We start from the raw sequence: 25,242 nt of genomic DNA on the forward strand, positions 1-25,242 counted from the left end.
CGCGCGCGACAAGCCCTTGGCGGGAAGATGCGCAAACACAGGCGCCGATCACAAGATCACGATTAAGCGAGCCGGGGTTCCGGCGCACCACACTCGCCCGGGCCTCATACTGCAGCTTCTTTTCGATCCGGTTCTTCAACCTGCGATTTTGCTGAACCATTCGGGCGCTCGGCAAAACCCATCATATGCAGTTGCATTTGGGACGAGGCGCTCCGAATCTGACGCGCGATGGCGGCTCTAGAAGCGGTTCGAGTATCTGGTCATGCCAACGCAGCATATCCCCATACCCACATTCGTCGGCAGCAGGGCAGCGCCGGCACCGCATCGCTTGCACCCGCGCGACATCTCGGCTGGCCGCCGCGTCATGAAACAGGGCGTGCGCCCGTTTCGAGTCCGATATGAGCAGTGATGCAGAGGGCAAGAACGAGCTGGATCTCCGGGCGGAACCGCCCGCGATGGGGAATGCTGCGGCAAGTCTGGTGCTGCAGCAGACCGTGGTGCTGTTGGTCGATGTGGTCGAATCCGTGCGCCTGATGAGCGCGCATGAGGCTGCTACCGTTCAGCGCTGGACCGAACTCATCCGCCTGATCGCGTCGGAAATATTGCCCCGGCATCAGGGCACTCTTGTGAAAAGCCTTGGCGACGGCTTGCTTGCTCGTTTCGAGACCGTCAGGGATGCCGTGAATGCCGTTGCCGAGATGCATCGAGCGGCGGCTGCGCAGAACGCCGGGCTCCCGGAGGATCGACATCTTCACTTGCGTGCGGGCATCAACGCCGCAATGGCTTGGAGCGATGGCGTCGACATCTACGGGACCGGCGTCAACCTTGCGGCACGGCTGGCAACTCTGGCCGGACCCGGCGAGACGATCGCAAGCGCATCGGCGCAGGAGGAGCTGGCTGCCGCTCTGGCTAGCCTCGCCAGCCCAGGCGAGACGATCGGGAGCGCCGCCGCGCGTGACGAATTGACGCACGGCGTCGACGCGGTCTGCGAAGATCTCGGCAACTGCGTTTTGAAGCACTTTGACAGGCCGGTTCGAGCATACCGCGTCGGTCCGCCGGGGCCGCAGCCGACCATCGCCGGGAGGCGCGACTACGGAGCGGCGATGCAGCCGAGCATTGCCGTGATTCCATTCGCAGCCCGAACCGAGGCGCCTGGGCTCGTGGACGTCGGCAACCTGATCGCCGACGGCGTGATCTGGCGCCTGTCGAAGTCTGCGAATCTCAAGGTGATCTCGCGGCTTTCGACCGCCGTGTTCCGCGGTCGGACCAGCGACCTTGGCCAGGTCTCGGCGCATCTGGGTGCGGCCTACGTCCTCAGTGGAGCCTATGTGGCCAACGGCAGCCAGATCATGGTGACTGCTGAGCTCTCCGCCGCCCGCGACGATCAGGTGATCTGGACGGATCGGCTCAGCGGATCCGTCGAGGATTTGCTTCGGCCCGAAAGCGAGATGGCCGATCGCATCGCACGAGCCGTACACTTCGCCGTGTTCGACGCCGAGGTCGACCATATCCTGACCCAGCCGCTGCCGACGCTCGAGAGCTACTCGCTCCTGCTCGGCGCAATCAAGCTCATGCACAGGTCCACCAGGGAAGAGTTTCTCCAGACACGCAATATCCTCGAGGAGCTGATCAACCGGCACGGCCGTATTGCGGCCCCGCGCGCCTGGCTCGGCCACTGGTACATCCTGCGACTGACACGAGGCTGGTCCGAGGACCGCACCCGCGACGCAGCCGAGGCCCTGGCGACGACCCATGCCGCGCTTGATCGCGACCCGTCCGACGCGCTCGCGCTCGCAGCCGAGGGGTTCGTCTACTGTCATCTGTTCAAGGACCTCGACATGGCGCGCAGGCGTTGCGAGGCGGCCGTCCTCGCAAACCCCAGCCACGCGCTCGGCTGGCTGTTCCTTGGGACGGTCGACGCATTCAAGGGTGACGGTGCCGCTGCAGTGCACGAGACCCAGCGCGCCATGGAGCTCTCGCCGCTTGATCCGATGCGCTATTACTTCGAGTCGCTCAGCGCGACGGCTGCACTTTCCGCTCATGACTATGCCACCGCTGAAAGACTTGCGCGCTCATCGCTGGCACTCAACCGCATGCACCCCTCGACGTGGCGAGCCTTGACCATTGCGCTCGTGCTGCAGGGCCGAATGGAGGAGGCCCGATCGACACTAGCGAAGGTGCGGGAGGTCGACCCGACGCTGACGGTCGAAACCTATCTTGCCCGCATGCCGAACGCTCAGCTCGAAACCGGTCGGGAATGGGCGCGCTGTCTGGCGTTAGCCGGCCTGCCATCCGGTAACGGCAACTCCAAGCGGCATTGAGGACGAAAAGGATCCGGGCGTGTGAACTGGTCGACAGCTGAGTGAGTATCGCCCGGAGAACTGCAACTGAAAGGACGACCCTACCATTGTGAGCTGACTCAATCATAGGAGGCGGACATGGGCCAACTGGGCGGCGCAGGTGGTGCCGGCGGAGCGGGCGGAGCAGGCGGCGCGGGTGGTGCTGGAGGCGCCGGCGGAGCAGGCGGCGCGGGTGGCGTCGGCGGCGCTGGCGGTGCCGTACTCGGCACGCTTGGCGATGTCTATGCCAATCCGGTGATGGTCGATGCATTGATCCATGTGCGCGAGGGCAGCATCGTCACCGAAAAACCGCTCGTGCTTTATGAGCCGGCGCTCCCGGTCATCGATGACCCCGCCCAAATGGAGCGCTGGGAGGCGTGGGTTCGCGCCTATGTTGCTATCGGAGAGATGCTGCAAGGCATCACCTTCCAGGGCATCACGGCAAACTCTCAACCGTCAAGCTCTGACGCCTTCCAGATATGGTCGTCCGTATCCGGACAGAGATCGCTGATCGCCGAAATTCAGCGGCCGGCACAAACCACTTTCGAACAGCAGATCCCCCTGGTCCTCAGTTGGGCCGAACTGCGCAACGAGCGCGCCACGGAAATCCTGGCGCAGATCGATCCGCAGTTCGCTTTCTGGGCATCGATCGTCTACCTCCATGCCGAGCGGACGCGGCGCACATTCGAACTCATCAACATGGTGCTGCAATTTTGCGTCTACGTGGAGATGCGCGTCAAGCACGCGCTGGGCTGCTACCGTCCGGTCGAATACAACGCCGAGGTCCAGCCGATGATCACGACCCCGGGGCATGGAAGCTTCCCGATGGGGCACGCGACGCAGACCTATGCGGTCACCTACGTGTTGAAGCAGTTGCTGAAGCTTGATCCGACGCGGCACAAATGGGTCATCGATCAGCTCGATCGCGTGTGTGCCCGGATCACGACCAACCGCGTCATCGCCGGCGTCCACTTTCCGGCTGACAGCATGGCGGGACGCATGCTGGGCGTCGCCCTGGGCGAGTACTTTGTCGGGCGTTGCAATGGGAACGAGACGAGCCAGCCCTTCATGAAGCGGACCTTCCTTGCGGCAGGAATCGACCAATACCCGACGACGGATTTCAATCCGTTCAACACCACGATCGTCCCGGCCCAGGATCTCGACCAGGGTCCGTTCTACTTCTCGCAATCTGCCGGCGTGAACGTCACCCAGTCCCCTCTGATGCATCACGTCTGGTGTGAGGCTCAAGCGGAGTGGAAGGGCAGATTTGGCGTTCCGAGCTACCCATAATTCATGCGGAGAGCGAGCCATGGCCGAGCCCGGGGCGCCCAAGAACTATCCGAGATGCTTCGATCCCTATCTCCGATACGCGATCTCGACGGAATTCAAGAACTTCGAGGAAAACCTCCAGGAAAAATGGGATCGTTTCGACGATGACAAATACAGGCTCCTGCTCCTGATCGAGCTGAAAGAGGCTGGAACGGCCGCAGATTTCGCGAAAGTGGCGGGCCAGCTGGAACCAACCCAGCCCGAGTTCGCCACGACAAAGTACGGCATCGAACTCGCGCCTTATGCGGCAGACTCGCGGTACCTGACGATGCGCTGCCGCGCGAGCGCGGTGCTGGATAGCGCATTGCACGAGTCCGTCTGGGGCAATTATGTCAACCGGGTCGCGTTATCCTTGCCGGTCAAACCGTCATCTCCCAAGTCATTCCAAAAGAGTGCGCCCATCCGCCACCGCTTCAAGGAAGGTAAGGAGGCGCCAGGACCGCTTCTGATCGGCATGCTGGACGATGGCTGCCCGTTTTCTGCGGCGCGCTTCCTAAGAACCAGCGGCCCACTGAGCACGCGGGTCCGAGCCATCTGGGATCAGAACCAGAATAAGCAGCCGGTCGCGATCGGAACGCGCAAGTTCGGAATGGAGCTCACCGACTTTGCCTACGGTCTCGAGTACCGACGCGATTTCGCCGCCGGCATAGAGCCGCAGCAGATCGGACTCGACGATTGGATCTCGCTGCACGCGACAGCTACCGATGGCGTCGACGAGGATGGCTGTTACGCAGCCGCCGGGTTCACGACCCTCGCACGCCGGGACTCGCATGGGGGCCATGTCATGGACGTCCTGGCGGGGCCTGTTCCGATTTCCTCTCGTATCGGCCCGTCGAAACCAGGCAAGGACCGCCGCGATCCGCCGAGTTGGACACCTGGTCGCCCCTCGACTGATCCTGCGTGCGACGCTGACGTCGTGTTCGTGCAATTCTCCGATGAATGTATCCGGGATGCGACTGGCGTGTGGCTGAAGACCTATGTCGTCCAGGGCATCCAGTACATTCTGTCGTTTGCAGACCCGGTCAAGACCAGGAACGTGATCATCAACCTCAGCTACGGTCCGACCACCGGACCGCATGACGGCACGGCAGAACTCGAGAGCGCCTTGTCGGCTCTGGTTGCTGAATACAACGGCAAGAACAACAAGCCGAAGCTCGACATCGTGCTCTCCGCCGGCAACGCCTATCTCAGCGACGGTCACGTCGTCTTCACCAGCGACAGCGAGCAGCCCGAGCACGTCGAATGGATCTGGCGTTTGCCGCCGGACAATACCGTGCTGGTCTTTGCAGAGATCTGGATGGAGGACGATGAGGCCCAGGGAGTCACCGTCACCTTGACGTCGCCGAGCGGCAAAGTTCAGCTGACATCAGGCTGTGCTGTCATCGGAACAACACTTCCGAAGCCGGGCGGCACCACCCCTCAGCTGATCGGCCCGATCGTCTGGGGCAAAGACAGGATGTGGCTGCTCGAAGTCGGCCCGACCGTGGTGAGGCCAGAAGATCAGGCCAGCAACGAGCACGGCGACTGGACCATCAAGGTCGACGGCATTCCCGAAAACGCCGAAATGCACGCCTATGTGGCGCGCACCGATCCGAACATGGGCGCGCGCACGGGGGCCAAACGCTCGCATTTTGTCGATTCCAACTGGGAGCAAACCCGGTCGGCTGGGGCCAGTTGTACGCGCATCGACGGGGAGTTCGATCGGACCGGATCGCTGTTGGATCGGTTTGGGACGCTGAACGGGATCGCAACCGGCAAGAAGCACCGGGTCCATGTTGCAGGCGGGTACGTGGTGGCGGATGGCCGCAAGACGCCTTATTCATCGGCGGGCCGGCCCCGCGGCGGCCACCGCATCGGTCCGGATTACGCGCTGCCCTGTGACGAAGACAACGCCCTCACCGGAATCCGTGCCGGGGGTAACCGGAGCGGCGCCGTCCTGCGCCTGATCGGGACGAGCACTGCGGCTCCGCAACTCGCGCGCCAATTTGCGAGATTGCGCGGCGGCTTGGCTTTGCCTCAGCCCACCGCCGTCCCGTCCCCGAACGACATCGCGGCGATCGCAAAGAGGGGCGGCGGCGATCTCGAGCCGCCGTAGCGGCAGGTCGTCGCGGTGCTGCGCGAGCGGCCTTCGGCCCTGACCGGGGCGGTATTCTTGCGCTTTTCCGCGCGATCCGCGGCGGTTTGAGTTGCCCCGGAGGCCCGCCTCGCCTACCTAGAGCCCTATGAAATTCCTCGATGAAGCCAAGGTCTATGTGCGCTCCGGCGACGGCGGCAACGGTTGCGTTGCGTTCCGGCGCGAGAAGTTCATCGAGTTCGGCGGCCCGAACGGCGGCAATGGCGGCCGCGGCGGCGACGTCGTCATTGAGGCCGTCGACGGCCTCAACACCCTGATCGACTACCGCTACCAGCAGCACTTCAAGGCCCAGAGGGGTGGAAACGGGTCCGGCAAGGACTGTCATGGCGCAGGCGGCAAGTCGGTGGTGCTCAAGGTTCCCGTCGGCACCCAGATCTTCGACGAGGACCGGGAGACGCTGATCCACGACTTTACCGCGGTCGGCGAGCGCTTCGTGCTGGCCCAGGGCGGCAATGGCGGCTTTGGCAACGCGCATTTCAAGTCGCCGACCAACCGGGCGCCGCGCCACGCCAATCCCGGCCAGCCCGGCGAGGAGCGCTGGATCTGGCTGCGCATGAAGCTGATCGCCGACGCCGGCCTGGTCGGCCTGCCCAATGCCGGCAAGTCGACCTTCCTGTCCAAGGTCTCGGCCGCCAAGCCGAAGATCGCCGACTATCCGTTCACCACGCTCCATCCACAGCTCGGCGTCGTGAACGCCGACGGCCGCGAGTTCGTGCTGGCCGACATTCCCGGCCTGATCGAGGGCGCGCATGAGGGCGCCGGCCTCGGCGACCGTTTCCTCGGCCATGTCGAGCGCTGCCGTGTGCTGCTGCACCTGGTCGACGCCACCTGCGAGCATGCCGGCAAGGCCTACAAGACGGTGCGGCACGAGCTGGAAGCCTATGGCGGCGAGCTGACCGACAAGGTGGAGATCGTCGCGCTGAACAAGATCGATGCGGTCGACCCGGACGAGCTGAAGAAGCAGAGGGACCGGCTGAAGCGCGCCGCCAAGAAGACGCCGCTGTTGATCTCCGGCGCCACCGGCGAGGGCGTCAAGGAAGCGCTGCGCAAGCTCGCCGACGTGGTCGCCGAACAGCCGGTGTCCCTCAAGGCCAAGAGCACGACCGAGAGCGCCGCGACCGAGGAGCCGTGGGCGGCCCCAACGTCACCGCAGGGCTGAACTGAAGCCAACCTTGCCTCGCAGGCCCTCGCTTGCGACACTCGCCGCCATCCATCAACACTTGAGCCCCGTCCCGTGCGGACCGCGTGTCAGCCACGCACCTCTCATCACGATGCGAGGGCTCGAACCGACCCTGTTCACGCCATGGCACCCCGTCTCGAAAATTTCCGCCGCATCGTCGTCAAGGTCGGCTCGTCGCTGCTGGTCGATTCCGAGGCCGGCGAGGTGCGCGCCTCCTGGCTCACAGCGCTGGCCGCCGACATTGCCAGGCTGCACAGCCGCGGCTGCGAGCTGCTGGTCGTGTCCTCAGGCTCGATCGCGCTCGGCCGCAGCCGGTTGAAACTGCCGCGCGGACCGCTGAAGCTGGAGGAAAGCCAGGCGGCCGCCGCGGTCGGCCAGATCGCGCTGGCGCGGACCTGGTCGGAGGTGCTCGGCGCCCACGGCGTCAATGCCGGCCAGATCCTGGTGACGCTGCAGGACACCGAGGAGCGCCGGCGCTATCTCAACGCCCGTTCGACCATCGCCAAGCTGCTGGAATGGCGCGCGGTACCGGTCATCAACGAGAACGACACGGTTGCGACGGCCGAGATCCGCTATGGCGACAATGATCGCCTCGCCGCCCGTGTCGCGACCATGGCGAGCGCCGATCTGCTGGTGCTGCTGTCCGATATCGACGGCCTCTACACCGCGCCGCCCGCGCAGGATCCGAATGCGCGACTGATCCCCGTGGTCGAGAGCATCACCGCCGACATCGAGGCCATGGCCGGCAGCGCCGCCTCGGAGTTTTCGCGCGGCGGCATGCGCACGAAGATCGAGGCCGCCAAGATCGCCACCACAGGCGGCACCCACATGCTGATTGCGTCCGGCAAGATCGAGCATCCGCTGCGGGCGATCGCCGATGGCGGCCGCTGCACCTGGTTCCTGACGCCAGCGAACCCGGTCACCGCGCGAAAACGCTGGATCGCGGGCTCGCTGGAGCCGAAGGGCACGCTGACGATCGATGCCGGCGCAGTGACCGCACTGCGCGCCGGAAAGAGCCTGCTGCCGGCCGGCGTCATCCGTGTCGACGGCCAGTTCGCCCGCGGCGATGCCGTCGTGGTGCGCGGCCCCGACACCCATGAGATCGGCCGCGGCCTCGTCGCCTACGACGCCGATGATGCCGAACGGATCAAGGGTCGCTCGTCGCCGGACGTGGCCATCATCCTCGGCGTCTCCGGCCGCGCCGAGATGATCCATCGCGACGACCTGGTGATCGGCCCGGCGGGCGCCGGCCCAGCCTGAGGCCAAGGCACCGGCGTTCGCAAACGGCCTCGTTCCGTGCTACTGGAGAGCCTTAGTTCAAGGTTGAAAAGCCCATGACCGCGCCTTTGAAAGCCATCGACGGCAGCGCCGATCTGCCCGCCCTGATGAACGACCTCGCCAAGCGCGCCCGTGCGGCCGCCCGCGTGCTGTCGCTGGCGCCGGCCGAGCAGAAGAACCGCGCGCTGGAGGCGATGGAGCGGCGGATCCGCGCCCGCACTGAAGCGATCATCGCCGCCAATGCCGAGGACGTTGCCGAGGCCAAGGCGGCCGGCATGACCTCGTCCTTCCTCGATCGCCTCACCCTGACCCCGGCCCGCGTCGCCGCGATGGCCGACGGCATCGCCGTGGTACGCGGCGTCGCCGATCCGGTTGGCGTCGTGACCGAGAGCTGGCAGCGGCCGAATGGGATGACCATCGAGCGCGTACGGGTGCCGCTCGGCGTCATTGCCGTGATCTTCGAAAGTCGTCCCAATGTGGCGGCCGATGCCGGCGTGCTGTGCCTGAAGTCCGGCAATGCGGTGATCCTGCGCGGCGGCTCGGACTCATTCCGCTCCTGCCGCGCCATCCATGAATGTATGGTCGAAGGCCTGCGCGAGGCGGGCCTGCCGGAGGCTGCGATCACGCTGGTGCCGACGCGCGATCGCGCCGCAGTCGGCCTGCTGCTGTCCGGCCTGAACGGCGGCGTTGACGTCATCGTGCCGCGCGGCGGCAAGAGCCTCGTCGCCCGCGTCGAGGCCGAGGCGCGCGTGCCGGTGTTCGCGCATCTCGAAGGCGTCAACCACGTCTATGTCGACGGCGCCGCCGATCTCGAGATGGCCAAGTCGATCGTGCTGAACGCGAAGATGCGCCGCACCGGCGTCTGCGGCGCGGCGGAGACGTTGCTGGTCGATCGCGCCAGCGCCGACAAGATCAAGCCGCTGGTCGACATGCTGATTGGCGCCGGCTGCGAGGTGCGGGGCGACGATGTGGTGCGGGCGGCCGATGCGCGGGTGAAGCCGGCCAGCAACGAGGATTGGGACACCGAATATCTCGACGCGATCATCGCCGCCAAGGTCGTCGACGGCGTGGAGGGCGCGATCGCCCACATCCACGCGCACGGCTCGCACCACACCGACGCGATCGTCACCGACGATAACGCCGCGGCCGACAAGTTCCTCAACGAGGTCGACTCGGCCATCGTCTTGCACAATGCCTCGACCCAGTTCGCCGACGGCGGCGAGTTCGGTTTTGGCGCCGAGATCGGCATCGCCACGGGCAAGTTCCATGCGCGCGGGCCGGTCGGGGTCGAGCAGCTGACGAGCTTCAAATACCGCATTCACGGCAGTGGTCAGACGCGGCCATGACCGCCGCATCCTGTGGTTGAGTTACACGAGCAGCAGGCGGGGGCCGCCGTGACCGACGCCACAGCCATGCGGCCTGCGATCCGCCAGGCGCTGCCGCCCTACAGCGACGGCATGCGCATCGGCCTGCTCGGCGGCTCGTTCAACCCGCCGCACCAGGCGCATCGCGCGATCAGCCTGTTCGCGCTGAAGCGGCTGCAGCTCGACCGTGTCTGGTGGCTGGTGACGCCGGGCAATCCGCTTAAGAACAATGGCGGGCTGCATGCGCTGGCCGAGCGCGCCGAGGCGGCGCGCAAAGTCGCCGCCGATCCGCGCATCGAGATCAGCTGTCTCGAATCCGTCATTGGCACCCGCTACACTGCCGACACGATCGATTATCTGCGCCGGCGCGCCTCCCGCCTGCGCTTCGTGTGGATCATGGGCGCCGACAATCTCGCGCAGTTCCATCGCTGGCAGAAGTGGCAGCACATCGCGGCCCAGGTTCCCATGGCCGTGGTCGACCGCCCGCCGCGCAGCTTCCGCGCCCTGAACGCACCCGCCGCACGCGCCCTCGCGCGGTATCGCATTCCCGAAGCGCAGGCCAGCCGTCTCGCCGACAGCGCCGCGCCAGCCTGGGTCTACCTCACCGGCCTCAAGCTCAGCCTGTCGTCGACGGGCCTGAGGAACCCGGACGGCAGTTGGAAGTCGTTCTGAACGGCCGCGCTCGCTGTCGCGCGGCATCGGATGTGCATGGAACTTGCCGTCCCGTTACGGTCCGAAGCGGGGCGGCCGGTCGAGAATGTCGGGCCGGGCAGTCGGGGCACTGGATTGTTGAAACCGTTAACCCCACATGCCTAGTATGGTCAGCAGGCCGGGTTGGATTCGGCCTGCGATACAGTGAAAGGAATGGTCCCTGACCACATCTGTATTGTCCCAGTCGGCCTTACCCAAGACGAAGGCAACGACGACCAAGTCGGCCACTGCCAAGTCAGCGCGTAAGACGTCGACCCGAGATGCGGCCTTGCAGGCGCAACCCGACGCCGACAAGACCCTGCGCACCATCCTCTCCCGCCTCGAAGACATGAAGGCGGAGGAGACGGTCACGATCAATCTTCACGGCAGATCGGCGTATTCCGACTACATGGTCATCACCACGGGCCGCTCGAACCGGCACGTCGGGTCGATCGCGGAAAACGTCGCCAAGGGCCTGAAGGAAGCCGGCACCAAGAAACTCCACATCGAGGGCCTGCCCAATTGCGATTGGGTGCTGATCGATTCCGGCGACGTGATCGTGCACGTGTTCAGACCCGAGGTTCGCGAGTTCTACAATCTCGAGCGATTGTGGACTCAAGGGCCGAACCCGGCGAAGACGGTCTAGGCGGTCCCACGCCGCGCCGGATGCGAATCGTGCGGCGCACGTGCTAGTCCGTGCGCATGCGCCTGATCGTGGTCGCCATCGGCCGGTTGAAGCAGGGTCCCGAGCGGGAGCTCGCGGAGCGCTACCGCGGGCGTTTTGATGACATCGGCCGCAAGCTCGGCTTTCGCGGCCTCGACATTCATGAGATTCCGGAAAGCCGCGCCCGCGACGCGGCAACGCGCATCGCCGAGGAGGCCGCCGCGATGTCGGCGGCAATCCCGGACAAGTCCGTACTCGTGTGTCTCGACGAGCGTGGCCAGAACGTCGACAGCACAACCTTTGCGGGTTATCTTGGACGCTGGCGGGACGAAGGCATTCCGGCAGCCGTCTTCGCAATCGGCGGCGCCGACGGACTTTCGCCCGAATTACGGCGCAGAGCCAAGCTTGGGGTTGCGTTCGGCGCTGCGACCTGGCCGCACCAGATCGTCCGCGTCCTGCTGCTCGAGCAGATTTACCGTACTGCTACGATCCTGGCCGGTCACCCCTATCACCGCGCTTGAATAGGGGACGATGGGAGCACAATAAGGACCTCGATGTTCGCTGCGCGGCCCCTCTCCCGTTCCTCAAGAACCGTCCGCAGCGGCCGGTCGTGCTGCGCGTCGCTGGTCGCGCTGCTGATCGTCGTTCCCGGTCTGCCGGCGACGGCGCAGACCGGACTTCGGCCTTCCCTCGCCGGTACCGCCTCACCGACACCGGCGACACCTGAGCAACTGAAGCAGCGCGAGCAGGAGCTCGAGGCCGCCCGCGCGGCCCAGAAGGCCGCCGCCGAGGCCCAGGAGCGCCTGAAGGCCGACATCGCCGCGCTCGGCGAGGATCGCGGCAAGCTCAATCAGCAGCTGATCGACGTCGCCGCGCAGGTGCGCAGCGTCGAGACGAGAGTCGGTGAGGCCGAAACGCGACTGCGCGGGCTCGACGGCCGCGAGCAGGATCTGCGCACCTCGCTGGAGGCGCGGCGCACCGAGATCATCGAGGTTCTGGCTGCGCTGCAGCGCGCCGGCCGCCGCACGCCGCCGGCCCTGCTCGTCCGTCCCGAGGATGCGCTGCAGTCGCTGCGGACCGCGATGCTGCTGGGCGCTGTGATCCCGGAGATGCGTGGCCGCGCCGAAAAGCTCTCGACCGATCTCGGCGAGCTCGTCGCCATCCGCAAGACGATCGCCAGCGAACGCGACAAGCTCGCCGGCGACCGCGACAGGCTGCGGACCGATCAGACCCGTCTCGCGACCCTGGTGGAGGAACGCCAGCGCAAGCAGAGCTCGGCCGAGAAAGACATGGAAGCCGAAAGCGCGCGCGCGGCTGTGCTGGCCCAGCAGATCGACTCGCTGCAAGGGCTGATCACGACGATGGAGCTCGATCTCAAGAGCGCCGCCAAGGCCGCGTCGACGGCAAGCCTGCAGGGCGTGCCGGTCAACAGCAAGCCGGACGCGAATGCGCTGCGCAACCCGGGCCGCAAGGCGCCCGCGATCGCGTTCGCCTCGACCAAGGGCATGCTGACGTTTCCCGTCAACGGCACCAAGATTCGCGAATTTGGCGCGTCGGACGGCGCCGGGGGCTCCGATAAAGGCATTTCTTTGGCAGCCCGGCCGGGCGCCCAGGTCACAACCCCGTGTGATGGCTGGGTTGTGTATGCGGGTCCCTTCCGCAGCTACGGACAACTCTTGATCCTCAACGCCGGTGGCGGGTATCATGTCCTGATCGCCGGGATGGAGCGCATTTCCGTCAACATCGGGCAGTTTGTTCAGACGGGAGAACCGGTCGCGACCATGGGTAAGTCGTCCCAGGTCGCCTCCATTCTCGCTACCAACGCGAGTCAACCAGTGCTCTATGTCGAGTTCCGTAAGGACGGCACTCCAATCGATCCAGGCCCATGGTGGGCCGCAAATGAAGGCGAAAAGGTACGCGGATGATGCGTAAGACTTCGGTAATTCTCCTGAGCGCGGCCACCGGTGCGGCATTGACCCTGTTCGTCTCGCAACCGCGCGCGGTGTTGATGGGATCGACGGCGCGCGCCGCGACCGCCGATACCTATCGCCAGCTCAATCTGTTCGGCGACGTGTTCGAGCGCGTGCGCAGCGATTATGTCGAGAAGCCCGACGATTCGAAGCTGGTCGAGTCCGCGATCAGCGGCATGCTCTCGGGCCTTGATCCGCATTCGAGCTACATGGATGCGAAGAGCTTCCGCGACATGCAGGTGCAGACCCGCGGCGAGTTCGGCGGCCTCGGCATCGAAGTGACGATGGAAGACGGCCTGATCAAGGTGGTGTCGCCGATCGACGATACGCCGGCCTCGAAGGCGGGCATCCAGGCCAACGACATCATCACCAATCTCGACGACGAAGCCGTGCAGGGCCTGACCCTCAACCAGGCGGTCGAGAAGATGCGCGGCCCGGTCGGCACCAAGATCAAGCTGAAGGTCGTGCGCAAGGGTGCCGACAATCCGCTCGACGTGACGCTGACCCGCGACAACATCCGCGTCCGCTCGGTGCGCTCGCGCACCGAGAGCGACGACATCGCCTATGTCCGCATCACCACCTTCAACGAGCAGACCACCGAGGGCCTGAAGAAGAGCATCGCCGACCTGCAGAACCAGATCGGTGACAAGCTGAAGGGCTACATCATCGACCTGCGCAACAATCCGGGCGGCCTGCTCGAGGAGGCGGTCACCGTCTCCGACGCGTTCCTGGAGCGCGGCGAGATCGTCTCGACCCGCGGCCGCAATGCCGAGGAGACGCAGCGCCGCGCGGCGCATGCCGGCGACCTCACCAAGGGCAAGCCGGTCATCGTGCTGATCAATGGCGGCTCGGCTTCGGCGTCGGAGATCGTGGCCGGCGCGCTGCAGGACCACAAGCGCGCGACCCTGGTCGGCACCCGCTCGTTCGGCAAGGGCTCGGTGCAGACCATCATCCCGCTCGGCGCCGGCAATGGCGCGCTGCGGCTGACCACCGCGCGCTACTACACGCCGTCGGGCAAGTCGATCCAGGCCAAGGGCATCGTGCCCGACATCGAGGTGCTGCAGGACGTGCCGGATGAGCTGAAGTCGCGCACCGACACCAAGGGCGAGGCTTCGCTGCGCGGCCATCTGAAGAACGACGGCGACGAGAAGACCGGCTCGCAATCCTACGTGCCGCCGGACGCCAAGGACGACAAGGCGCTCAAAATGGCCGCCGACCTCCTCCACGGCATCAAGAACAGCGCCAACACGCCGGCGCCGACCGAGAAGGCCGCGGCCGACAAGCCGGCCAAGGCTGCGAACTGAGAGGCTGCGAACTAGGCGGCAGCCGACAGACGCGCATCGGGTTTGAAGGGCGGCCTCCGGGCCGCCCTTTCCTTTTCTCTTTGGCTTCTTGCTTTCCCGCTCCGCCGATCTACGGGCTTTGGGAGACTGGCCCTGCGTCCGAATCCTCGCCGTGGTATCGTCGACCCGATTGATTCGGGAATTTCGATGACAGAGACGGCCGACGAGCTGAGCGCCCCGCTCGGACAGACGGAAGCGCGTCGCAAGCGCCGCATTCGGCTTCCGTTCACGGCCCTGCAGGCCCTTGCGATGCTGCTCGGCCTGTTCCTGGTCGTGTTCGCCGGCTTTGCGATGTTCAACGACAATCCGCTCGGTGGCGAGCCGGTCGCCCGCGTCGCGATCAACGAGGGCGCAAGGCCTGCCGACGACAAGGCCGCCAAGCCGGATGGCAAGTCTGAGGCAAAGGTCGATCACGGCGCGGCCCCCGCGGCCAAGCAGGAGGGCGGCGAGCGCAAGACGGTCACCATCATCGACGGCTCCAGCGGCACCCGCCAGGAGGTCGCGATCGGTGCCGGTGGCGAGACGGCGGAGCCTGGATCGGCCGCTCCGGCGAGCCAGATGCCCGGCGTGGACCCGCGGCTGCTGGAGAAGTCGCGCTACGGCATGATCCCGGTGATGGCCGACGGGCTGAAGCCGTTCACCGCCTATGCGGCCGAGGCTGACCGCGCCAAGGCGGCGCGCATGCCGGCCGTCGCGATCGTGATCGGTGGTCTCGGCGTCGGCGCCGCGAAGACGGTGGACGCGATCATGAAGCTGCCGCCGGCGGTCACGCTGGCCTTCACGCCCTATGGCTCCGATCCGACCAAACTCGCCGAGCGCGCCCGGGCGCAGCGCCACGAGATCCTGCTCCAGGTCCCGATGGAGCCCTACGACTATCCCGACAACGATCCGGGTCCGCAGACGCTGCTCGCTACACTCGCACCGGACCAGAACATCGACCGGTTGTTCTGGCACATGAGCCGGCTGCAGGGTTACGTCGGCATCGGCAACTTCATGGGCGCGCGCTTCGTCGCAACGGAAGCGGCGATGCAGCCGATCGTGAACGAGGCCGCCAAGCGCGGTCTGGCCTTGTTCGACGATGGCGCAGCCCCGCGCAGCGTGGCGGCCTCGCTGGCCACGGGACGCGCGATGCCGTTCGCGAAGGGCGACGTCGCCATCGACGCGGTGCCGACCCCGGTCGAGATCGACAATGCGCTCGCCAAGCTCGAAAGCCTGGCCAAGGAGCGTGGCGTCGCCGTCGGGACCGCGTCGGCGCTGCCGGTCTCGATCGACCGCATCGGCACCTGGATCAAGGGGCTCGACCGCAAGGGCATTCTGCTGGTGCCATTGACAACCGCGATGCTGAAATCAAAATCGAACTGAACGAACGTGCGCCGGCCCGACTGGCGACGTGACAGCGGGAGGCCTGCGCAGCGAGGCGCAGGGTCCCGCAGGAAGGCCGAGACCGGAATGACGCGCTACGAGGACCTGCCTTACCGCACCTGCGTCGGCATCATGCTGATCAATTCGGAGGGGCTGGTTTTCATCGGTCGCCGCGCCGGCGGGATCGAGCATGTCGACGACACCCATGTCTGGCAGATGCCGCAGGGCGGCGTTGATCCCGGCGAGGATGCCTGGGAGGCGGCCAAACGCGAGCTGTACGAAGAGACCAGCGTGCGCTCCGTCGAGAAGCTGGCTGAGGTCGGGGACTGGCTGACCTACGACATCCCGCGCACGGTCGCGGGTCGCGCCTGGAAGGGCCGCTATCGCGGCCAGCGCCAGAAATGGTTCGCGCTGCGTTTCACCGGGCCCGATGCCGAGATCAACGTCGAGCGGCCCGGCGGCGGCCACCACAAGGCGGAATTCGTCAGCTGGCGCTGGGAGCCGATGAAGAACCTGCCGGGGCTGATCGTGCCGTTCAAGCGGCCGGTCTATGAGCGGGTGGTGAAGGAATTCGCCACGCTGGCTGGCGGCTGACTCGCGATCGCGGGCCGACCGCGACGCGTGGCCGAAACCGTGTCATACGCTCGCACTGCAAAGAATCTCTGCAGATCCGTCGCGACAACGCCGTCACGATGCGTTGCCATGCGAGACGAAGCCCCACGGATATGAGCATGACCGAAACCAGACCCTACCGGCCGAATGTCGGCATCGCCCTGCTCAATGCCGAAGGCCTCGTCTTCCTCGGGCGCCGCTTCCGCGACGACGGGCCGGAGATCGTCCTGCCCGGCCTCGAATGGCAGATGCCGCAGGGCGGCGTCGACCCCGGCGAGGATCTGCAGGCGGCGGCGCGGCGCGAGCTGTGGGAGGAGACCGGCATTCGCGACGCCGACATCCTCGGCGAGACCGACTGGCTGACTTACGAATTTCCCCCATTCGAGGATCCGAACCACCGGCTCGCGCGCTTTCGCGGCCAGCGCCAGAAATGGTTCGCGATGCGTTTCACCGGACGCGAGGGCGACATCGATCCGGTGACGCCGCGCAACGGCCAGCCGGCCGAGTTCGACGCCTGGCGCTGGGAGCGGCTCGCGCGCATTCCCGATCTGGTGGTGCCGTTCCGCCGTGAGGTCTACCGCGCGGTGGCGCAGGCCTTTGCGCATCTCGCCAAAGCTGGCGACTGATCAACGAAGAGTGAGGCTCACCGTCATTCCGGCCTCGCGCTCCGCGCGCCTCGGAAAGACGAGGTCGAGAGAGTTCGCCGGCTTAATTGTCCTCGACCGTGAACGGGCCGATCGCGATCACCCGGCAATCGCTGTCGCGCGTGGCGCAATCGGCCAGCGCGCCGCCGATCGCGGTCTCCTCGCGATCGCCGTTGAGGCCGAAGCCGGGACGGCCAGCCGTTCCGACCGCGATCGCGTTCCAGCCCGACGGCGCGGCCTCGAGGCGCCGCGCCACCTCCTCGCGCGCCTCCGGGGCGATCGCCTGATGGTTGACCGCGCGGAAGAAGCCGGTGGCTTTCATCACCGTCGGCACCGGCACCACGAAGGCATCGTCGAGCGCAACGATGATGCAGGCGGTCCCCGCCTGGGCACCGCAGGCTTCGAGATTGCGGCGAACCACGTCGTCGACGAGGTCGCCGCCGACGCTATAGAAGAACTGCCCGCCGGGCCCGAGCGCGATGGCCTTGGTCCGTCGCGCCGTGCCGTAGTTCGCCTCGAGCCGGGCTCGGCCTGTATCACGCACCAGCGGCATCTCTGCAGCGCTGAAGGCGCGCTCGGTCATCGGGTCGTGGCGCACCCAGGGCTGCGGCGGCAACGGTGGCTTGCTGTGCACGTAGACGACGCTGTCGCCGACGGCATAGAGCTCGCATTTGCGCGGTCCGTTCGCGTTTTCCGCGCGCTGCTGGCACTGCTCCAGCGCAGCCGATTTCGCGGCCTCATCGCTCGCCTGTCCGGTGACATAGGCGCTGACGCCGTTGATCGTTGTCGCGAACGCCTTGTGATCCGGTGCCAGCACGTAGTCGCGCGCCAGCGCAATGCGGGTCCGCTCGCTCACGAACGGCACGGCTTCAGGTGCGAACTTCTCGGCGGCGACAACGGACGAAGGTTGCGGTGACGGCTGCGGCGAGGCAGCGGGCTGCACGGCGACGGATGACTGCGTCGCCGCGGGGGACGGAGATGAAGACGGGGCCGAGGAAGGCGAAGCCGGCGTGGCCGACAGCCGGGCCAGCGCTTCCGCCGCCGCCTTGGCGGCATCGCGCTGCACAGGATGCGGATCGCGGTAGTCCAGATAGAGCTCAGTCCCGACCCCGACGGCTCCGAGCGCAACCAGGGCGGCCGCAATTCGCCAGATCAGGCGGAGCCCGCCGCCGCGGGCGACTTTCTTTTCTTCCGGCGGCGCGTAGGTGCCGTCCTCGCGGCGCATCGCGACCCGATAGGCGTGCACCGGGGTCGGGATGTTCTTGACCTCCCGCGCACCCATGTCGGCAAACTGCACCGACAGCTTATTGGCGACCTGCTCGTGCACCGCGCGCGAGATGCAGATGCCGCCGACATCGGCGAGCCCCTCCAGCCTTGCTGCGATGTTGACGCCGTCGCCGAGCAGATCGCCGTCGCGTTCGACGACGTCGCCGATGGTGATGCCGATGCGGTAGCTCATCTGCCGGTTCGGCGGATAGGCCATGTTGCGCGTGCGCAGGCTCTCCTGGATGTCGATCGCGCAGCGCACCGCTTCGACCGCGCTGGGAAACTCCGCGAGTACGGCATCGCCCGCGGTGTTGAAAATGCGGCCACCGGCGCGCGCGATGAAGTCGTCGACAACTTCGCGATAGGCCGCCAGACGCCGCAGCGTCTCCTCTTCATCCTCGGCGACGAGGCGGGAATAGCCGGCAATATCGGCGGCAAAAATCGCCGCGATCTTGCGCTTCAACACGATCTGCCCTGCCATGTCACCACGCCCAGTCGAACGGCCGGGAGCATGCCGTCAGATCGGCGAGCACGCAACCGGCATCCCTTGCTAGTAGTCATCCGCCGGCCCCGGACGTTCGAGCCGGAAGACGAAAATGGCCGGGCAGAGCCCGGCCATGAACGTTCATTCATACGTCGTGCTGTTGGATCAATGCAGCGCGGTCGTGTTGAGCTGCTGCTGGATCGTCTTGAAGTGATCGAGCCGCTCGATCGCGCGATCGAGCTCGTTGCCCTGCTTCTCGTTCAGCTTGGATTCCATGCCGGCGATCTCGGCCGCGAAAGCGGTCTGGTCGAGCTCCTTCAGCGACGTCGCGACGTCGGCCAGAACCGTCAGACCCTTGTCCGAGATCTCGGCGAGGCCGCCGAGCACGATGATCTTCTGCTGCGAGCCGCCAGCGGTCACCGTCAGGATACCCGGCCGCAGCGTCGCCACGAATGGCGCATGGCCGGCGAGCACGCCGAAATCACCCTCCTGGCCGGGAACGTCGACCTGGTCGACCTCGCCCGAGAAGGCGATCTTTTCCGGCGAGACGAGATCGAAATGGAAAGTTGCCATTGGGAACCTGCTGATAGCGAATAGCGAATGGCGAGTAGTGAAGGAGGAAGCAGCGAACAGTTCGTCTATTCGCTACTCCCTATTCGCTATTCGCCCTTAGGCCGCCTCGGCGGCCAGCTTCTTGCCCTTCTCGACCGCCTCGTCGATGTTGCCGACCATGTAGAAGGCGGCCTCCGGCAGGTGGTCGTACTTGCCTTCACACAGGCCCTTGAAGCCCTTGATGGTGTCGGCGAGGTCCACGAACTTGCCCGGCGATCCCGTGAAGATTTCGGCGACGTGGAAAGGCTGCGACAGGAAGCGCTCGATCTTGCGGGCGCGGGCCACGGTCAGCTTGTCCTCTTCCGACAGTTCGTCCATGCCCAGGATGGCGATGATGTCCTGCAGCGACTTGTAGCGCTGCAGGATCTGCTGGACCTGACGCGCGGTCTGATAGTGCTCCTCGCCGACGACCAGCGGGGAGAGCATGCGCGAGGTCGAGTCGAGCGGGTCCACGGCGGGGTAGATGCCCTTTTCCGAGATCGCGCGGTTGAGCACGGTGGTGGCGTCCAAGTGGGCGAACGAGGTCGCCGGCGCCGGGTCGGTCAAGTCGTCGGCCGGCACGTAGATCGCCTGCACCGAGGTGATCGAGCCCTTGTTGGTGGTGGTGATGCGCTCCTGCAGCGCGCCCATGTCGGTGGCCAGCGTCGGCTGATAACCCACCGCCGAGGGGATGCGGCCGAGCAGCGCCGACACTTCCGAGCCGGCCTGGGTGAAGCGGAAGATGTTGTCGACGAAGAACAGCACGTCCTGGCCCTGGTCACGGAAGTGCTCGGCGACGGTCAGGCCGGTCAGGCCGACGCGGGCGCGCGCGCCCGGCGGCTCGTTCATCTGGCCGAACACCAGCGCGCACTTCGACTTGACGCTCGGATCGGGATTGTGCGGATCGGCGTTGACCTTGGATTCGATGAACTCGTGATAGAGGTCGTTGCCTTCACGGGTACGCTCGCCGACGCCGGCGAACACCGAATAACCACCGTGCGCCTTGGCGACGTTGTTGATCAGCTCCTGGATCAGCACGGTCTTTCCGACGCCGGCGCCGCCGAACAGGCCGATCTTGCCGCCCTTGGCGTAGGGCGCCAGGAGGTCGACGACCTTGATGCCGGTGACGAGGATTTCCGCTTCGGTCGACTGGTCGGTGTAGCTCGGCGCGTCCGCGTGGATCGGGCGCAGGCCCTCGGCCTCGACCGGGCCGGCCTCGTCGATCGGCTCGCCGATCACGTTCATGATGCGGCCGAGCGTGCCGACGCCGACCGGCACCCGGATCGGCGACCCGGTGTCGCTGACTTCCTGGCCGCGAACCAGGCCCTCGGTGGTGTCCATCGCGATGGTGCGCACGGTGGACTCGCCGAGATGCTGGGCGACCTCAAGCACGAGGCGGTTGCCGCCGTTCTTGGTTTCGAGCGAGTTGAGAATGGCCGGCAGGTGACCTTCGAACTGCACGTCGACGACGGCGCCGATGACCTGGGTGATGCGACCGATCTGGTTGGCTGCGGTAGCCATTGGATTTCTCTCCTTACGATCCGTATACGAAACCACGGTCGGCTCGACCGGGATATGTCCTTGGGTTGCGCTTCAACGGGGCGCGACGCGATCCGGTTAGACCGCCTCGGCGCCCGAAATGATTTCGATCAGTTCCTTGGTGATCATCGCCTGACGCGTGCGGTTGTAGATCAGCGTCTGCTTGCGGATCATCTCGCCGGCGTTGCGGGTGGCGTTGTCCATGGCCGACATCTGCGCCCCGTAGAACGAGGCGTTGTTTTCGAGCAGCGCGCGGAAGATCTGCACCGCGAGATTGCGCGGCAGCAGTCCGGCCAGGATCTCGTCCTCCTCCGGCTCATACTCGTAAGGCGCCAGCGGCGCCGCGTTGGCGGGCCGCGCCTCGACCACCAGCGGAATGATCTGCTGGGCGGTCGGGATCTGCGCGATCACCGAGCGGAAGCGCGAATAGAACAGCGTGCAGACGTCGAACTCGCCGGCATCGAAACGGGCGATGACCTTCTTGGCGATCTCGTCGGCATTGGCGAAGCCGATCTGGCGCACCGAGCGCAGGTCCATGTGCTCGACGATCTGCTTGTCGAACTGGCGGCGAAGCTGCTCATAACCTTTGCGGCCGACGCAGAAGAACTTCACCTCCTTGCCCTGGTTCATCAGGGCGAGCGCACGCTCGCGCGCCAGGCGGACGATCGAGGAGTTGAACGCGCCGGACAGGCCGCGCTCGCCGGTGCAGACCAGCAGCAGGTGCACATGGTCGCGACCGGTACCCGCGAGCAGCTTCGGCCCGCCGGCGGAGGCGATGGTGGCGCTCGCGATGTTGGAGATCACAGCGTCCATCTTCTCGGCATAGGGACGCGCCGCCTCGGCCGCGAGCTGCGCACGGCGCAGCTTGGAGGCCGCGACCATCTGCATGGCCTTGGTGATCTTCTGCGTCGCCTTGGTCGAGGCGATGCGGACCCGCATGTCTTTCAGTGACGCCATTGTTCGTCGATCTCACCCCGGCGGCCGGATCCCCTTGGGACCTTGCCGTTCAACCCTCGAGATTGGTCATGCCCGGCCTGGTGCCGGACATGAGATGTCTTGTTGTCCCACGTCTACGACGTTGATGGCCGGGCGAAGTCCGACCATCCTTTGCCGTCAGGCGAAGGTCTTGGCGAAGCCTTCGACCACCGCCTTCAGCTTGGCGGCGCTGTCGTCGGACAGATCCTTGCTGTCACGGATCGCGTTCAGCAGGTCGGCATTCTTGCCGCGCAGCAGCGACAGCAGGCCGTCCTCGAAGGCGCGCACCTTGTTGAGCGGCAGCGGATCGAGATAGCCGTTGGTGCCGGCCCAGATCACGCAGACCTGCTCTTCCATCTTCAGCGGCGAGAACTGCGGCTGCTTCAGGAGCTCGGTCAGGCGCGAGCCACGGTTGAGCAGGCGCTGCGTCGATGCGTCGAGGTCGGAGCCGAACTGCGCGAACGCCGCCATTTCGCGGTACTGCGCGAGCTCGCCCTTGATCTTGCCGGCGACCTTCTTCATCGCCTTGGTCTGCGCCGAGGAGCCGACGCGCGACACCGACAGACCGACATTCACGGCAGGACGGATGCCCTGGAAGAACAGATCGGTCTCCAGGAAGATCTGGCCGTCGGTGATCGAAATGACGTTGGTCGGAATGTAGGCCGACACGTCGTTGGCCTGGGTCTCGATGACGGGCAGCGCGGTGAGCGACCCCAGACCATGGTCCTTGCTGAGCTTGGCGGCCCGCTCGAGCAGGCGCGAATGCAGATAGAACACGTCGCCCGGATAGGCTTCGCGCCCCGGCGGGCGGCGCAGCAGCAGCGACATCTGGCGATAGGCGACGGCCTGCTTGGACAGATCGTCATAGATGATGACGGCGTGCATGCCGTTGTCACGGAAGTACTCGCCCATGGTGCAGCCGGTGAACGGGGCGAGATATTGCATCGGAGCCGGATCGGACGCGGTGGCGGCGATGACGATCGAGTATTCCAGCGCGCCCTGCTCTTCGAGCACCTTGACGAACTGAGCAACGGTGGAGCGCTTCTGGCCGATCGCGACGTAGACGCAATACAGCTTCTGGCTCTCGGGGGCGCCGGCAACGTTGAGCGGCTTCTGGTTCAGGATGGTGTCGAGCGCGATCGCGGTCTTGCCGGTCTGACGGTCACCAATGATCAGCTCGCGCTGGCCACGGCCGACCGGGATCAGGGCGTCGATCGCCTTGAGGCCGGTCGACATCGGCTCGTTCACCGACTTGCGCGGAATGATGCCGGGGGCTTTGACGTCGACGCGCTTGCGCTCGGTGGCCTGGATCGGGCCCTTGCCGTCGATCGGATTGCCGAGCGCGTCGACGACGCGGCCGAGCAGACCCTTGCCGACCGGAGCGTCGACGATGGCGCGGGTGCGCTTGACGGTCTGGCCTTCCTTGATCTCGCGGTCGGCGCCGAAGATGACGACGCCGACATTGTCGGTCTCGAGGTTCAGCGCCATGCCGCGGGTGCCGTTCTCGAACTCGACCATCTCACCGGCCTGGACGTTGTCGAGACCGTAGACGCGGGCGATACCGTCACCGACGGACAGCACCTGTCCGACTTCGGTAACTTCGGCTTCCTGCCCGAAATTCTTGATCTGGTCCTTGAGGATCGCGGAAATTTCCGCGGCGCGGATGTCCATCAGCCTGCCTCTTTCATCGCGTGCTTGATCGAGTTGAGTTTGGTGCGAAGCGAACTATCGATCATGCGGCTGCCGAGCTTGACGACGAGCCCGCCGATAATCGCTGGATCGACTTTCACGTTGAGCGCGACGTCCTTGCCGGTCACCGTCTTCAGTGAGGCCTTCAAGGCGTCGAGATTCTTGTCGGAGAGCGGCTCGGCGACGACGACGTCGGCCGTGGCCTCTCCCTTGTATTTGGCGACCAGCGCGTTGAAGGCGCGGATCACGTCGGTCACCGCGAACAGGCGGCGGTTGGCGGTCAGCACGCGCAGCACGTTGGCGGCGACGCCGGCGATGCCAGCCTTGTCCAGCACGGCATTCAGCGCCTTGAGTTGCACGTCCGCACCGAACACCGGACTGCGGACGAGGCGCTTGAGATCGGCGCTCTCATCGAGGAGGGCATTGAACCTGTCGAGATCGGCCTTGACCGCATCGACGGACTTTTCGTCACGGGCCAGTTCAAACAGGGCCGTCGCGTAACGACCGGACACACCGGATACGGAGGGATCTTCAGCAGCCACAGACGTGCTCTTTTTATATGTGCCCAACCCACAAGAGGGACACCGGCGCGCCGCTGCGGCGCAAACCAGTTAAGCCCTTGGAATTCAAGCAGGACTTTGATTTTCGATCGCCGCGGGAGCAGCTTGATCACGAAAAGCGGCGCTTTGCTAACATAGCGTACGCGCAGCCGCAACAAGCGGTGGCCCGCTATTCGGCACCTTGTTGCCGCGCCGCGGTCGGAGCGTAAGCGCCCGTCCAACGGACACGCTGATCGCGCCCAACACGCGACCCGACCCCAATACCAATCACTTCGGACAAGGTTCCAGCTGTTGCTGCATGGCCGCCATGCTGGTTTGGCCTTGACTCCCGTTGGCGGTGCCCGGCGGCCGCCGGCCGGCCCGCATCGACATTACTTGCTGACATCTTGGCGTCCTAAGCGAGAACTTAACTCAACAGTATTTGAAAGTATTTGATCATTAATGAAGCGTTAAAGCGACGGATTACGGAATTTTCCGTGATGAGTAGACCGCGATGCAAGATGTTTCGATCAGAGCGAAACAATTTCTACTGCCCCATTCACGCCTCATTGCCCCACCAAACGGCGCCCGCCTCAACACCTGACGGGGGTTCACTGGCCGCAGAACGCGGCAATACTGTTCGAGGGACATAGATGCTGAAACTGAAGAACATCTCGGCTGGCAAGATCGCCGGCTCGCGCACCGCGCTCGCTGTTGCCGTGACGCTGATCGTCGGCGGCAGCGCCACCGAAGCCTCGGCCCGATCCAGGCACCACCAGCACCACGCTCGCCACCACCATCACCACATGTCGCGCCATGCTGCTCAGCCCGCGGCCGACTCGTTCTCGAACGGATGGTCGTCCAACGGCTCCTCGTGGATGAACTCCAACGCAGCGGTCACGCCGTCGTCCGGCACCGGCCGCAGCTTCTCCGGCATGGCGTCGTACTACGGCAACGAGTCCGGCAGCCGCACTGCTTCCGGCCAGCGCATGAACGCCAACGCCATGACCTGCGCGCACCGCTCGCTGCCGTTCGGCACCAAGCTGCGCGTGACCCATGGCGGCAACAGCGTCATCGTCACCGTCAACGACCGCGGCCCGTTCATCCGTGGCCGTGTGCTCGACCTCTCGACCGGCGCCGCCCGCGCCATCGGCCTGACCCGCGCCGGCGTCGGCCGCGTCACCGCTGAGGTCGTGTCGTAAGGCACCAGAATCTATTTACGCGTCATTGCGAGCGCAGCGGCGCAGCGA

21 protein-coding genes are annotated in these 25,242 nt (G+C 65.7%); 15 read left to right on the forward strand and 6 right to left on the reverse strand.

What is annotated here, in order from left to right; genetic code table 11:
- The first annotated feature begins 398 nt into the window (after window positions 1-398).
- From QX126_RS13620 to QX126_RS13685, 14 genes are all read left to right on the forward strand, one after another.
- Window positions 399-2,321 carry an adenylate/guanylate cyclase domain-containing protein gene (locus QX126_RS13620; protein ID WP_315757165.1) on the forward strand — a complete coding sequence of 641 codons (1,923 nt, stop codon included), beginning with the start codon at window positions 399-401 and terminating at the stop codon, window positions 2,319-2,321.
- A gap of 117 nt (window positions 2,322-2,438) precedes the next feature.
- Entirely contained in the window at window positions 2,439-3,629 is a 1,191-nt protein-coding gene (locus tag QX126_RS13625; RefSeq protein ID WP_315781602.1) for a phosphatase PAP2 family protein, read from the forward strand.
- A 19-nt stretch (window positions 3,630-3,648) separates the two neighbouring features.
- On the forward strand, window positions 3,649-5,763 hold the full coding sequence (locus tag QX126_RS13630; protein ID WP_315781604.1) for a hypothetical protein: 2,115 nt from the start codon (window positions 3,649-3,651) through the stop codon (window positions 5,761-5,763).
- Between the two features lie 127 nt (window positions 5,764-5,890).
- Window positions 5,891-6,961 carry a GTPase ObgE gene (obgE, locus tag QX126_RS13635; RefSeq protein WP_315781607.1) on the forward strand — a complete coding sequence of 357 codons (1,071 nt, stop codon included), beginning with the start codon at window positions 5,891-5,893 and terminating at the stop codon, window positions 6,959-6,961.
- A gap of 144 nt (window positions 6,962-7,105) precedes the next feature.
- The gene (gene proB, locus QX126_RS13640; RefSeq protein WP_315777275.1) at window positions 7,106-8,242 is read left to right on the forward strand and encodes a glutamate 5-kinase; all 1,137 of its coding nucleotides are present in this window, start codon (window positions 7,106-7,108) and stop codon (window positions 8,240-8,242) included.
- A gap of 74 nt (window positions 8,243-8,316) precedes the next feature.
- Window positions 8,317-9,606: a glutamate-5-semialdehyde dehydrogenase gene (locus QX126_RS13645; protein ID WP_315781609.1), complete on the forward strand. Its 1,290-nt coding sequence runs from the start codon at window positions 8,317-8,319 to the stop codon at window positions 9,604-9,606.
- 66 nt (window positions 9,607-9,672) lie between these two features.
- Entirely contained in the window at window positions 9,673-10,296 is a 624-nt protein-coding gene (locus QX126_RS13650) for a nicotinate-nucleotide adenylyltransferase (RefSeq protein ID WP_315757270.1), read from the forward strand.
- Window positions 10,297-10,603: 307 nt separating this feature from the next.
- The gene (gene rsfS / locus QX126_RS13655) at window positions 10,604-10,960 is read left to right on the forward strand and encodes a ribosome silencing factor (protein WP_315781612.1); all 357 of its coding nucleotides are present in this window, start codon (window positions 10,604-10,606) and stop codon (window positions 10,958-10,960) included.
- A gap of 56 nt (window positions 10,961-11,016) precedes the next feature.
- Window positions 11,017-11,499 (forward strand): 23S rRNA (pseudouridine(1915)-N(3))-methyltransferase RlmH, encoded by a 483-nt coding sequence (gene rlmH, locus QX126_RS13660; RefSeq protein ID WP_315740728.1) that lies wholly within the window; start codon window positions 11,017-11,019, stop codon window positions 11,497-11,499.
- 33 nt (window positions 11,500-11,532) lie between these two features.
- Complete coding sequence (locus QX126_RS13665) at window positions 11,533-12,903, forward strand: murein hydrolase activator EnvC family protein (protein WP_315781614.1); 1,371 nt, start codon at window positions 11,533-11,535, stop codon at window positions 12,901-12,903.
- Window positions 12,900-14,252 (forward strand): S41 family peptidase, encoded by a 1,353-nt coding sequence (locus QX126_RS13670; protein ID WP_315740726.1) that lies wholly within the window; start codon window positions 12,900-12,902, stop codon window positions 14,250-14,252. Before QX126_RS13665 ends, QX126_RS13670 begins: the two co-directional genes overlap by 4 nt.
- Window positions 14,253-14,438: 186 nt before the next feature.
- Window positions 14,439-15,653, forward strand: coding sequence for a divergent polysaccharide deacetylase family protein (locus QX126_RS13675; protein WP_315781617.1), 1,215 nt, complete (start codon window positions 14,439-14,441; stop codon window positions 15,651-15,653).
- An 87-nt stretch (window positions 15,654-15,740) separates the two neighbouring features.
- Complete coding sequence (locus QX126_RS13680; protein ID WP_315740724.1) at window positions 15,741-16,247, forward strand: RNA pyrophosphohydrolase; 507 nt, start codon at window positions 15,741-15,743, stop codon at window positions 16,245-16,247.
- A 137-nt stretch (window positions 16,248-16,384) separates the two neighbouring features.
- The gene (locus QX126_RS13685) at window positions 16,385-16,891 is read left to right on the forward strand and encodes an RNA pyrophosphohydrolase (protein ID WP_315781620.1); all 507 of its coding nucleotides are present in this window, start codon (window positions 16,385-16,387) and stop codon (window positions 16,889-16,891) included.
- A gap of 82 nt (window positions 16,892-16,973) precedes the next feature.
- Here the strand turns inward: QX126_RS13685 and QX126_RS13690 are convergent, their stop codons facing one another.
- The 6 genes from QX126_RS13690 to QX126_RS13715 form a co-directional block, all read right to left on the reverse strand.
- Window positions 16,974-18,656, reverse strand: coding sequence for an adenylate/guanylate cyclase domain-containing protein (locus QX126_RS13690; protein ID WP_315781623.1), 1,683 nt, complete (start codon window positions 18,654-18,656; stop codon window positions 16,974-16,976).
- A 168-nt stretch (window positions 18,657-18,824) separates the two neighbouring features.
- Complete coding sequence (locus QX126_RS13695; RefSeq protein WP_315740721.1) at window positions 18,825-19,232, reverse strand: F0F1 ATP synthase subunit epsilon; 408 nt, start codon at window positions 19,230-19,232, stop codon at window positions 18,825-18,827.
- Window positions 19,233-19,328: 96 nt separating this feature from the next.
- A complete protein-coding gene (gene atpD, locus QX126_RS13700; RefSeq protein WP_315740720.1) occupies window positions 19,329-20,771 on the reverse strand; it encodes a F0F1 ATP synthase subunit beta in 1,443 nt (480 codons plus the stop codon).
- Window positions 20,772-20,867: 96 nt separating this feature from the next.
- Window positions 20,868-21,746: a F0F1 ATP synthase subunit gamma gene (locus QX126_RS13705; protein WP_315781626.1), complete on the reverse strand. Its 879-nt coding sequence runs from the start codon at window positions 21,744-21,746 to the stop codon at window positions 20,868-20,870.
- Between the two features lie 156 nt (window positions 21,747-21,902).
- A complete protein-coding gene (gene atpA / locus QX126_RS13710) occupies window positions 21,903-23,435 on the reverse strand; it encodes a F0F1 ATP synthase subunit alpha (protein ID WP_315781629.1) in 1,533 nt (510 codons plus the stop codon).
- A complete protein-coding gene (locus tag QX126_RS13715; protein WP_315715934.1) occupies window positions 23,435-23,995 on the reverse strand; it encodes a F0F1 ATP synthase subunit delta in 561 nt (186 codons plus the stop codon). Before QX126_RS13715 ends, atpA begins: the two co-directional genes overlap by 1 nt.
- 650 nt (window positions 23,996-24,645) lie before the next feature.
- Between QX126_RS13715 and QX126_RS13720 the strand changes: the two genes are divergently transcribed.
- Entirely contained in the window at window positions 24,646-25,194 is a 549-nt protein-coding gene (locus tag QX126_RS13720; RefSeq protein ID WP_315740717.1) for a septal ring lytic transglycosylase RlpA family protein, read from the forward strand.
- Window positions 25,195-25,242 lie beyond the last annotated feature (48 nt).

Source organism: Bradyrhizobium sp. SZCCHNPS1003 (assembly GCF_032381555.1).
In the GTDB taxonomy this organism is placed as follows: domain Bacteria; phylum Pseudomonadota; class Alphaproteobacteria; order Rhizobiales; family Xanthobacteraceae; genus Bradyrhizobium.